Below are 11671 nucleotides of genomic sequence, written 5' to 3' on the forward strand. Positions count from 1 at the left end.
GGTATTATTAATTAGAAAACTCCTCTATTTCACCTTTATCATTTGTAAAAAGCAGCACAACCTTAAGTTCAGGATGTTTCTCTAAAAAAAGTTTTGTTTTTTCTAACCCCATCGCCATAAATGCTGTCGCATAAGCATCTACATCAGCACAATCTCCTTTCATTAAAACTGAAGCACTTAATAAATTATTCTCTTGGGCCAATCCTGTTTTTGGATTTACAGTATGTACAATTTTTTCTCCTTTTTCATTGACTTTAAACTTTCTGTAATTTCCTGAAGTAGCCATAGATTGATTATCTAATAAAATAAATCGAGATTGGCTCCTAGATCCATCAGTTTTAGGATCATCAATTGCCACTTTCCATGCAGAATCTCTAGAATTTTTACCTCTAGCTCTAATCTCACCTCCTATTTCAACTAAATAATCTTGTATATTTTTACTTTCTAAAAAGCGTCCAACAACATCAATTCCTAAACCTTTTGCATACGCATTTACGTTAAATTCCATTTCAAGAGATTTTACAACTTTATTATCTTTTAAAGTCATTTTATCGAAGCCAGTAATCTTCATTAATTCTTTAACTTCTTCTTCAGTAAGGTTCTTTTTTTCTTTACCTGAACCAAAACCATAAGCATCAATTAATTTCCCTATCGTAGGATCAAAATACCCGTCAGTTTCTTTATATAAACGCTTTGCTTTATCAAAAGCTTCAATAAAATAAGCATCTACAACTACTGTTGTGTCATTCTGATTTATTTTAGAAATTAAAGATGTTGGAATGTAAGTAGATAATGAATTATTAAAATTTTCAAATATTTCATTAATTGGCTCTTGAAAATTTTCTGTACTCTTATAAATAATATTATACGTTGTTCCAAAAACGTTTCCTCTCAATTTAGTGAAGGATTCTTGCGTTGTTTGAACTTGTTCTTTTTTATTTTCTGTTTTACAAGCTTGAAAAAAAACTAAGAAAACTAGTAGAAAAGAATAGTATTTTGGCGCCATTAATTTATATTTTTTTAACAAAAATAAATCAATCTATACTAAAATACCGTTAATGTGACTTTTTGTTTTATCATTTTTTTAAATTTGCTACTTACATTAACTACATTAAGATGAAAAAAATAGTATTATTTCTATCGGCTGCTGTTTTATTAGCTTCTTGTGCATCAAGTAAAGAATTAGAAGCTCTTAAAGCAAAGCACGAACAAACTAAAGATGAATTAGCAACAGTAAAAACAAACCTTACTAAGTGTTTAGTAGAGAAAGAAAAGTATCAGGATCGCTCTAAAGATTTAGAAGGTAGAATTGACGAACTAAGAAAAGACAAAGAAAATACTATTCAACAAGTTGAAAATTTAACTGTTTTAACCAAAGGTGCTAACGACAACATTAAAGAAACTTTAGCTCAATTAAGTAAAAAAGATAAATACATCAACAAAATTAGAGCTGCAGCTTCTAAAAAAGACTCTTTAAACTTAGTAGTAGCTTTTCATTTAAAGAAAGAATTACAAGACGGAATTGACGATCAAGATATCGAGGTTAATGTAGAGAAGACCGTTGTATTTATTTCTATTTCTGATAAGTTATTATTTAAGAGCGGTAGCTATACAATTACAGATAAAGCATCTAAAGTTTTACAAAAAGTTGCTACTGTAGTAAACGGGCAACCAGAAATGGATGTTATGATTGAAGGTCATACTGATGATACTCCAATTAATACTGCTGCTGTAAAAGACAACTGGGATTTAAGTGTAAAACGTTCTACAGCAATTGTACGTGAGTTACAATCGAAGTATAATGTAGCACCTTCTAGATTAATCGCTGCAGGTAGAAGTAGTTTCTTACCATTAGCTCCAAATGATACACCAGCTAACAAAGCTAAAAACAGACGCACAAAGATTATCATCTTACCTCGTTTAAATCAATTCTTTGATTTATTAGATCAAAAAGTTGAGTAATCTTTTCACTTTACAAAATTTAAAAACCACCTAAATCTAGGTGGTTTTTTTATGCTTTTATATTCTGTATTTTACAATAACAATAAAAATCAAATACAGAAATCTCATCAACACTTAAAACCTTTACTAACATAAACTCACTAATTATTCAATTGGTTAATAATTCTACTATTACAATAAGTATAGGAATTCACAAACTAGCATAAAACAAATCAGCCAGAGTGATACTCTGGCTGATTTATTTATTTTAAAAGCTTTATTCTTATTTCAAGAATCGATAAGTGAATTTAATTAGAAATATATTTTCTAATTCTTGTTCTAAAATTTGATTATTTAACCCTCCTAATAAAGATCGATCTGGATCTTGACTTCCTGTAGTTCCTTGCGACCAAACAAAGAAAAACTCAGAACCAGGAGTATACTCCCAACGCATTACTAAATTAGATCGGAATTGAGCAAAAGAAAAATCTGGATTAGAAAATTCATAATCTGTAATTCCATCTAAATTCTCATCAATCCTAAAAACTTCATCATTTGCATCAAAATTCACTTGATTTTCATCTAAAAAAACAACTCTTCCTCCAATATCTTCAGATAAAGAATTTAATACATAATTGAAATTACTATATCTTCCTCTAGCTATAAATGGCTGCCCGTAATACTGAATTGACAAGTTGGGATTAATACTATAATTCGCTCTAAATGTAAAAGATAAATTCTTGTTATCTATTTCTCCTAAAACATATCTTGGTGTAGATCCATTTAGTTCTTCAGAAACATATTGTGTTTTATTTATATTCTCTCTGAAACTAGTACTCAAAGTAACACTTAAAGCATCCAATGGCTGATAGTTTAAATTAAGATTATAATTCTTAACATTAAAAGAATCGTCAGTTCCATAGCTATTACCATAACCGACAGAAAAATTAAATCTTTTACTTGAATCTGAACCAACGGCGAAATTATAATATACCTCTTCTGAATTTCTCCAACGTGGCCCTCCTCTTAAAAACGAATTCTGAATAGACCTAGGACGATAACCAATTCTTCCTTCCGTACCCCAGTTATTATCCCAATTAATATTCCCTCCAGTTTCATATTCTATTCTGTTAAAATTTCCTGCAAAATCATACATACTTCTTAATACAACTCTTGCCGATGCTCTTCTGTATATTTTAGTAGGATTTTGCCACAAGTATTCTATATTTCCGAACTGCCAAATTTGATCTGTTTGCCTTAAAAAACCTACATCATTCAATTCAAATTCTGGAGATTTCCAGTTTGCTCCTAAAAAGAAACGCCAATTCCCTCCACCTCTTTTCCCTCCAAAAACTCGTCCACCTGTTCCCGTCAAAGAAGTTCTATTCGGATCAACATTTAAATGACTAGCATCTACTCTTTGGAATAAATGACGAATAGATTCTTGTGTTCTCTGAATTGCTTCTTTACTCCCAGAAACATGACTCATAGAGAAATTACCCTGAATAAAATAATCTCTATCATTCCACTCATGCCTAAAATCCAAACCTCCAGAATAGGCCGATTTATGAAGTGTATTTATTGATTGTAAATCTCTATTTGTAGCTGTAAAAATTCCACCAATAAAAGATTTCCTATCATTAAAATCCTTTTGAACTCTTGTTACAAAGTAATTAGTTAATGGCTCCACTAAAACCTCTCTTCTGTCTCCATTATTATCAATCTCTGAATACTCATTATCTGTTACAGTTTCTAAAACTCCAATAGACCAACCATCTCTTGTTTTACCAGAAAACTTGGCAGCAGCAATTATAGAACTATTAATTGGTGCATCTACAAATTCTCCATCATTAGAATTGGCAGAAGTTTGTGGACTTCTTCCAATCCTTCTACTATAGAACACATTATCTTGTCCTCCAACTCTAAAATCAAAAATATTTTTATTTTCGACGAAGAATGGTCTTTGTTCACGGAAGAAAACATCATCGAAACCATCTAATACAATATTTCCTGGATCAGCTTCAACTTGACCAAAATCTGGATTAATTGTTACATCTAAAGTTAAATCATTTGTTACTCCAATTTTAGCATCTACTCCCCCGTTAACTCTAAAATTATCACCATCTCTGAACGGATTTCCAGGTTCTTTTTCAAAAGTCTCGTAAGACATAACTGTAAATGGCTGAATCTCTAATTGCTTTTGTGATTTTAAATCGATTAACCCATGTAGTTCTCCTGCTTCACTAATAAAACCAGAAATATCATTTGGAATTCTTTGCCAAAGCGATCTTTCATTTTTTCTAAAGATTGTACGATTAAAGTTTAACCCCCAAATTTGTTCTTTTGCTTTACCAAAACGCAATTGACTAAACGGAATTTTCATTTCTCCAGTCCAGCCTTTATCATCAATAACAGCATCTGTATACCAAACAGGGTTCCAACTTTCATCCCAGTTTTGACCATTTTGAGTTACAAACTCTTCACCTTTTACCCCTGCAGCTGTTACTGTAAAAACAAAAGCAGTTCTTTTATCATGATAGCTATCTATAATTACATTTACTCTATCACCTGCAAAACCATCACGACGAGTTAAACGAGCTTCGATTTCTTCTGGTGAATCATCAAATGCTCTAATAGCTATGTATAAATACTTTGTATCATAAAGAATTTTAAATTTAGTTTGAAAAGCAGGAGCAACTCCTTCTTCTGGATCTTTTTGAAAAAAATCACCTCCCCAAGGAACAGCTTCCCAAGCAGGTTCATCTAACCTCCCATCTATTACAAGTTCTTTATCGGTCTTTTTTGTTGTGTATATTTTCTTTTCTAAACTTTGTGCTTTTCCAAACAAAGAACACAAAATAGAAAAAGTAAACAGTAATATTCTTACCTTCATTATTAGTTTTGAATCGTTGTCGCAAAAGTATACTAGAAATCTCTTAACAATATGTTAATTTGCATTTTAAGATTCTTAAATAAAATTAAACCAACTTCCTATTTGTCAATAAAATAAATATTTGTAAATTTGCACTCCTTTTTTAAGGAAAAGTTATATAATTTATTAATAGACAAAAACTAAATCGTGTATGAACACATTAAGTTACAAAACAGTATCGGCTAACAAAGCAACTGTAAACAAAGAGTGGGTTGTTGTTGATGCGGACGGGCAATCATTAGGTCGTTTAGCTTCTAAAGTTGCAAAACTTATTAGAGGTAAACACAAACCAAATTACACACCTCACGTAGATTGTGGTGATAATGTTGTGGTTATCAATGCTGAAAAAATTAATTTAACAGGAAGTAAGTGGAATGACAAAACTTACATCCGTCACACTGGTTACCCAGGTGGACAAAGATCGTTAACTGCTCAAGAAATGTTCGATAAGAATCCTACTAGACTAGTAGAAAAAGCAGTAAAAGGTATGTTACCTAAAAACAAATTAGGTAGTACTTTATTCAGAAATTTATATGTATATGCTGGTGCAGAGCACGCTCAAGAAGCTCAAAAACCAAAATCTATTAACCTTAACGATCTTAAATAATGGAAACAGTTCACAAAATAGGTAGAAGAAAAACAGCTGTTGCTCGTGTATATGTTTCTCAAGGAAAAGGAGACATTACTATCAACAAAAGAGAATTAACTAATTACTTTACTACTCCTACTTTACAATATAAAGTAAGACAACCTTTAATGTTAACTGAAAACTTAGAGGCTTACGATATTAAAGTAAATGTTTACGGTGGTGGTGTAACAGGACAAGCTGAAGCTATCCGTTTAGCTATTACTAGAGCTTTAGTTTCAATTAACGAAGAGCACAAAGCAGTATTAAAACCAGAAGGATTATTAACTCGTGATCCAAGAATGGTTGAGCGTAAGAAATTCGGTCAGAAGAAAGCACGTAAGAAATTCCAGTTCTCTAAACGTTAATCGTTTATTAGAACTGTTTTTCGAAAAATATTTTTCATTAACAGTTTAGTATCTAAATAGCTCAGACGTAAAAACTACTGATCTATTGCGAAAACAGAACGTAAACACATTTATTAAAATGGCAAACATTCAAGAATTATTAGAAAGCGGAGTACACTTTGGTCACTTAACTAGAAAGTGGAATCCTAACATGGCACCTTATATCTACACTGAACGTAATGGTGTTCACATTATTGATTTATATAAAACTTCAGCTAAGATCGACGAAGCTAAAGAGGCTTTAAAGAAGATAGCTAACTCTGGTCGTAAAATTTTATTCGTAGCGACTAAGAAACAAGCTAAAGATATCGTTGCTGAAAAATCTAAATCTGTAAACATGCCTTACATCACTGAAAGATGGCCAGGGGGTATGTTAACTAACTTTGTTACTATCCGTAAAGCTGTAAAGAAAATGGCTTCTATTGATAGAATGAAGCAAGATGGTTCTTTCGACGCTTTATCTAAGAGAGAAAAATTACAAATTAACCGTCAACGTGAAAAATTAGAAAAGAATTTAGGTTCTATTGCTGATATGACGCGTTTACCAGGTGCTTTATTTGTAATTGACGTAAAGAAAGAGCACATTGCAATTGCTGAAGCTCAAAAATTAAACATTCCAATCTTTGCAATGGTTGATACAAACTCTGATCCAAGACCGATCGATTTCGTAATCCCTGCAAATGATGATGCTTCTAAGTCTATTGATAAAGTTTTATCTTATGTTACTGAAGCCATTTCTGAAGGTTTAGCTGATAGAAAAGCTGACAAAGAAAAAGCTAAAACAGAAAAAGAGACTGAGAGTAAAAAAGTTGAAGAAGTAAAAACTGAAGAGGCAAAATAAAAACTTAAAGGTTTCATCACATTGAAACCTTTAATTTATTTTATCATTGTACAATTAAATACAACCTTAAAAAACAAACAAAATGTCAAAAATTAGCGCTGCAGACGTAAAAAAATTAAGAGAGACTACAGGTGCAGGAATGATGGACTGTAAGAACGCTTTAGTTGAAGCAGAAGGTAACTTTGATAAAGCTATTGAAATCTTACGTAAAAAAGGTCAAAAGATCGCTGCTAAAAGAGCAGATCGTGATTCTTCTGAAGGTGTAGCTATCGCTAAAATTAGTGACGACAATACTTACGGTGTTGCTATCGTATTAGCTTGTGAAACTGATTTTGTTGCTAAAAATGACACATATAAAGAATTAGCTCAGCAATTCGTTGATATCGCTATCAACCATTCTAACAAAGAAGATTTCTTAGCTGCTGAATTCGAGAGTGGAGTTACTGTTGCTGAAAAATTAATCGAGCAGACTGGTGTAATCGGTGAAAAAATTGAAATTCCTTCTTTTGAAAGAATTGAAGCTCCTTACGTTGGTTCTTACACTCACGTTGGAAAAATTTCAGCTTTAGTTGGATTAACTGAATCAGTTGAGAAAGCTGCTGATTTAACTAAAGATTTAGCTATGCAAGCTGCTTCTATGGGAGCTACAACTTTATCTTATAAAGATTTCTCTCCTGAGTATGTTGCTGCTGAGACTGAAGCTAGAATTGCCGCTATCGTAAAAGATAACGAAGAATTAGTACGTTTAGGTAAAACTTTAAAGAACGTTCCGCAATTCGTATCTAGATTACAATTAACAGATGAAGCTTTAGCTAAAGCTGAAGAAGCTGCTAAAGAGCAATTAAAAGCTGAGGGTAAACCAGAACAAATCTGGGACAAAATCTTACCAGGTAAAATGGAAAGATTTATTTCTGATAACACCACTTTAGATCAAGAGCAGTGTTTATTAGATCAAAAATTCATCAAAGATGAGAAGAAAACTGTTGCAGAATATGTTTCTTCTTACGGTGAAGTAGAAGTTAAAAACTTCGTAAGAGTTACTTTAGGGTAATTCTAAAAAATAAACTAAATAACTTCTGTATTGAAGTTTATTACAAAGGGGACTAAAAGTCCCCTTTTTTTATTATGAATACTTTGTATATTTGCACAACTTTCAACAGAACTATGCAATACAAACGAATACTTCTAAAATTAAGCGGAGAAGCCCTAATGGGAGAACGCGACTATGGAATTGACCCAAAAAGATTAAAAGAATACGCCTTAGAAATAAAACAAGTAGTTGAAAAAGGTGTAGAAGTTGCCATTGTAATTGGAGGAGGAAATATTTTCAGAGGTGTTTCTGGTGCTGCTAATGGAATGGATAGAGTTCAGGGTGATCACATGGGAATGCTAGCAACTTGTATTAATGGCTTAGCTTTACAAAGTGCTTTAGAAGATGAAGGTGTTTATACCAGAATGCAAACTGCTTTAGAAATTAAAGAAGTAGCAGAACCTTACATCAAAAGAAAAGCCATAAGACATTTAGAAAAAGGTAGAGTTGTAATCTTTGGAGCTGGAACTGGTAATCCTTATTTCACTACTGATACTGCTGCAGTTTTAAGAGCTATTGAAATTGATGCAGATGCAATTTTAAAAGGAACTCGTGTTGACGGAATTTATAACGATGATCCTGAAAAGAATAAAGATGCTATTAAATTTGAAACTATTACTTTTAAAGACGTAATAGAAAAAGGATTAAAAGTAATGGACATGACTGCTTTTACTCTTAGTGAAGAAAACAAATTACCAATTATTGTTTTTGATATGAATAAACAAGGAAATTTAATTAAATTAGTTTCTGGGGAACCAATTGGAACAATAGTTGATCATAAATAAACCGTATTTATACGAGTTAATTAAATTATAAAGAGATGACTGAAGAAATAGATTTTATTTTAGATAGTACTAAAGAAGCTATGGTTAATGCTATTTCTCATTTAGAGAAAGAATTAAGAAGCATTAGAGCAGGAAAAGCATCTCCTGCAATGTTAGCGAATGTACAAGTTGATTATTATGGATCTCAAACTCCATTAGGTCAAGTAGCAAATGTGAATACACCAGATGCAAGAACAATCTCAATTCAACCATGGGAAAAAAACATGTTACAAGAGATTGAAAAAGCTATTATGATAGCTAACTTAGGCTTTAACCCTATGAATAATGGTGAAAATATTATTATTAATGTACCGCCATTAACTGAAGAGCGTCGTAGAGATTTAGCTAAACAAGCTAAGGCCGAAGCTGAAAACGCAAAAGTTGGAGTACGCAACGCACGTAAAGATGCTAACAATGAAATAAAAAAGGTGGACGCTTCTGACGATATGAAGAAAAATGCTGAAGCTGATGTACAAACTTTAACAGATAGCTACGTTAAGCAAATTGACGAAAAACTGGCTGTTAAAGAGAAAGAAATTATGACTGTATAGTTTTTCTCAAAATATTTAAAAAAAGAGTGTTTTAAAACACTCTTTTTTTTATTTTTCTTATCTTTTAATATTTACCTTTGCACAAATTTTTTTAAATGACTTTTTGGACTAAGATCGCAGGATTTATTTTACGAAATCGCTACCTAGTGTTAACTACTATAGTTATTATCACTGCACTTTTACTTACCCAGTCCAAATACGTTCGATTTTCTTACACTGAAGCAAATCTTCTTCCTGAAAATCACGAAGCAAACATCCAATACAACAAATTCTTAGAAATTTTTGGTGAAGAAGGAAACCTAATCATTCTAGGAATTAAAGACAGTACTTTTTATTCTTTAGATAAATTCAATTCTTGGAATAAATTAGCTCGTGAATTAGATAGTGCTCCAGAAGTAGAATTTACAGTTTCTATATCAGATATTAAGAAACTAAAAGCTGATCGTAAAAAAAGAAAGTTTGTTGTTGATCCTTTGTTTGAAAAAGAACCAACGAAACAAGAGGAAATAGATCAAATTAAAATTCAACTATTTGAAAAACTTCCTTTTTATGAAAATATTTTATTCAATAATGAAGGAACAATTCAGACAGCTATTTATCTAAAAAAAGACATTGTAAACAAACCTGAACGTGCTCAGTTTATTGAAGAAACATTAATTCCTTCTATAGAAAAATTTAAAACCGAAAACAACTTAGATGTTAAAGTATCGGGAATGCCGTACATTCGAACTTTAAACTCTAAGAATATTTCCGAAGAAATGGGAATATTTGTTTTAGGTGCATTGTTTATTACAGCAATTATATTCTTTTTCTTCTTTCGTTCGTTTAGAGCTACGTTTATCACCTTATTAGTAGTTATAATTGGTGTAATGTGGGCCTATGGTTTTATTGGTTTATTACGTTATGAACTGACTGTTTTAACAGCTTTAATTCCGCCATTAATTATTGTAATTGGAGTTCCAAATGCAGTGTTCTTAATTAATAAATACCAGCAAGAAGTAAAAAAACACGGTAATCAAGCAAAATCATTACAACGTGTAATTTCTAAAATTGGAAATGCCACGTTAATGACAAATATTACAACTGCTTCTGGATTTGCAACTTTTGTTTTTGTAAAAAGTAAATTACTTCGTGAATTCGGAATTTTAGCTTCAATAAATATTATTAGTATTTTCATTTTAGCACTATTAATTATTCCTATTCTATATAGTTTTATGCCTCTTCCGCAAAAAAAGCATTTAAATCACTTAGAAAAAAGATGGATGGAAAATGTAGTAGACTGGATGGAAAGAATGGTGAGAAAACAACGAATTTATATTTATATAACTACAGTTGTGATTATCATTTTAAGTATGATAGGTTTATATCAAATACGAGTTTCTGGTAGTTTGATTGAAGATATGCCTAAAGGCAAACAGTTTTATAAAGACATTAAATTCTTTGAAAGTGAATTTGGTGGTATAATGCCTTTAGAGATTCTTATTGATACTAAGAAAGAAAAAGGTGTTATGAAACTTTCTACATTGAAAAAGATGGAAAAGTTAAATGAAACTATTGAAACTTTCCCTGAACTTTCTAAACCTATTTCGGTAAACAACTTGGTAAAATACTCTAAACAGGCTTATTATAACGGAAATCCGAAGTATTATCAATTACCAACTAGTCAAGAAAAGAGTTACATTTTTGCATACACTAAGAATTCTAATAGCAACTCTGGAATGCTAAAAAACTTTGTAGATAGCACTGGTAGATATGCGCGTATTACAACATTTATGAAAGATATTGGAACTGATAAAATGGATATCATTCAAGATCGATTAAATGCTGTGATTCAAAAACAATTTAAAGGAGACAAGTTTAGTGTTTCTATGACTGGTAAGGCTTTAGTTTTCTTAAAAGGGACCAATTACTTAATTAAAAACTTAGTGATTTCTTTATCGTTAGCTATTTTATTGATTTCAATTTTTATGGCTTGGATGTTTAGATCTCCTCAAATGATTTTAATATCGTTAATTCCTAATATGCTTCCTTTGCTAATTACTGCTGGATTAATGGGCTTTTTCGATATTCCTATAAAACCATCAACAATTCTTGTATTTAGTATTGCTTTTGGTATTTCTGTAGATGACACGATACATTTCTTGGCAAAATACAGACAAGAATTATTAGCGAACAACTGGAAGATAAAACCAGCAGTTTATGCAGCTCTTAAAGAAACTGGTGTAAGTATGTTTTATACTTCTATTGTATTATTCTTTGGATTCTTAGTGTTTACTATTTCTAGTTTTGGAGGAACTATTGCTTTGGGCGGTCTAGTTTCTGTAACATTATTACTAGCTATGGTTTCTAACTTATTATTATTGCCTTCTTTATTACTTTCTTTTGAACGAAAAATTGCAAATCAGAAAGTATTAAAAGAAACCAACTTTAAGATTTTCCCACCTGAAGAGAAGAAATAAA

Annotated in this window: 10 protein-coding genes; 8 read left to right on the top strand and 2 right to left on the bottom strand. The window is 31.3% G+C overall.

The features are described 5' to 3' along the window. Nucleotides 1-7: 7 nt before the first annotated feature. On the bottom strand, nt 8-1006 hold the full coding sequence (locus ACSIGC_RS08485) for an FAD:protein FMN transferase (protein ID WP_442267690.1): 999 nt from the start codon (nt 1004-1006) through the stop codon (nt 8-10). 110 nt (nt 1007-1116) lie between these two features. Between ACSIGC_RS08485 and ACSIGC_RS08490 the strand changes: the two genes are divergently transcribed. Next, on the top strand, nt 1117-1962 hold the full coding sequence (locus ACSIGC_RS08490) for an OmpA family protein (RefSeq protein WP_442267691.1): 846 nt from the start codon (nt 1117-1119) through the stop codon (nt 1960-1962). Nucleotides 1963-2224: 262 nt separating this feature from the next. Here ACSIGC_RS08490 and ACSIGC_RS08495 read toward each other — a convergent pair whose 3' ends face one another. Further along, the gene (locus tag ACSIGC_RS08495; RefSeq protein WP_442267692.1) at nt 2225-4834 is read right to left on the bottom strand and encodes a DUF5916 domain-containing protein; all 2610 of its coding nucleotides are present in this window, start codon (nt 4832-4834) and stop codon (nt 2225-2227) included. A gap of 190 nt (nt 4835-5024) precedes the next feature. Between ACSIGC_RS08495 and rplM the strand changes: the two genes are divergently transcribed. The 7 genes from rplM (at nt 5025) to ACSIGC_RS08530 (ending at nt 11670) form a co-directional block, all read left to right on the top strand. Beyond that, entirely contained in the window at nt 5025-5480 is a 456-nt protein-coding gene (rplM, locus tag ACSIGC_RS08500) for a 50S ribosomal protein L13 (RefSeq protein ID WP_442267693.1), read from the top strand. Next, the gene (gene rpsI / locus ACSIGC_RS08505) at nt 5480-5866 is read left to right on the top strand and encodes a 30S ribosomal protein S9 (RefSeq protein WP_299678883.1); all 387 of its coding nucleotides are present in this window, start codon (nt 5480-5482) and stop codon (nt 5864-5866) included. The genes rplM and rpsI overlap by 1 nt, the downstream gene beginning before the upstream one ends. A 118-nt stretch (nt 5867-5984) precedes the next feature. Next, a complete protein-coding gene (gene rpsB, locus ACSIGC_RS08510; protein ID WP_442267694.1) occupies nt 5985-6746 on the top strand; it encodes a 30S ribosomal protein S2 in 762 nt (253 codons plus the stop codon). Nucleotides 6747-6828: 82 nt separating this feature from the next. Next, entirely contained in the window at nt 6829-7797 is a 969-nt protein-coding gene (tsf, locus tag ACSIGC_RS08515) for a translation elongation factor Ts (RefSeq protein ID WP_442267695.1), read from the top strand. Nucleotides 7798-7910: 113 nt separating this feature from the next. Further along, nucleotides 7911-8621, top strand: a complete 711-nt coding sequence (gene pyrH, locus ACSIGC_RS08520; RefSeq protein WP_299678841.1) for a UMP kinase — start codon at nt 7911-7913, stop codon at nt 8619-8621. Between the two features lie 35 nt (nt 8622-8656). Next, nucleotides 8657-9211 (top strand): ribosome recycling factor, encoded by a 555-nt coding sequence (frr, locus tag ACSIGC_RS08525; protein ID WP_299678838.1) that lies wholly within the window; start codon nt 8657-8659, stop codon nt 9209-9211. Nucleotides 9212-9306: 95 nt separating this feature from the next. Then, the gene (locus tag ACSIGC_RS08530; RefSeq protein ID WP_442267696.1) at nt 9307-11670 is read left to right on the top strand and encodes an efflux RND transporter permease subunit; all 2364 of its coding nucleotides are present in this window, start codon (nt 9307-9309) and stop codon (nt 11668-11670) included. Nucleotide 11671: the final 1 nt, after the last annotated feature.

It is taken from the genome of Tenacibaculum aquaeponti (assembly GCF_052084715.1).
In the GTDB taxonomy this organism is placed as follows: Bacteria; Bacteroidota; Bacteroidia; order Flavobacteriales; family Flavobacteriaceae; genus Polaribacter.

What these genes read in the sequence shown, in the direction of transcription:
- ACSIGC_RS08485 (WP_442267690.1), bottom strand. Translation starts at nt 1,006, where the DNA reads ATGGCGCCAAAATACTATTCTTTTCTACTAGTTTTCTTAGTTTTTTTT.
- ACSIGC_RS08490 (WP_442267691.1), top strand. Translation starts at nt 1,117, where the DNA reads ATGAAAAAAATAGTATTATTTCTATCGGCTGCTGTTTTATTAGCTTCT.
- ACSIGC_RS08495 (WP_442267692.1), bottom strand. Translation starts at nt 4,834, where the DNA reads ATGAAGGTAAGAATATTACTGTTTACTTTTTCTATTTTGTGTTCTTTG.
- rplM (WP_442267693.1), top strand. Translation starts at nt 5,025, where the DNA reads ATGAACACATTAAGTTACAAAACAGTATCGGCTAACAAAGCAACTGTA.
- rpsI (WP_299678883.1), top strand. Translation starts at nt 5,480, where the DNA reads ATGGAAACAGTTCACAAAATAGGTAGAAGAAAAACAGCTGTTGCTCGT.
- rpsB (WP_442267694.1), top strand. Translation starts at nt 5,985, where the DNA reads ATGGCAAACATTCAAGAATTATTAGAAAGCGGAGTACACTTTGGTCAC.
- tsf (WP_442267695.1), top strand. Translation starts at nt 6,829, where the DNA reads ATGTCAAAAATTAGCGCTGCAGACGTAAAAAAATTAAGAGAGACTACA.
- pyrH (WP_299678841.1), top strand. Translation starts at nt 7,911, where the DNA reads ATGCAATACAAACGAATACTTCTAAAATTAAGCGGAGAAGCCCTAATG.
- frr (WP_299678838.1), top strand. Translation starts at nt 8,657, where the DNA reads ATGACTGAAGAAATAGATTTTATTTTAGATAGTACTAAAGAAGCTATG.
- ACSIGC_RS08530 (WP_442267696.1), top strand. Translation starts at nt 9,307, where the DNA reads ATGACTTTTTGGACTAAGATCGCAGGATTTATTTTACGAAATCGCTAC.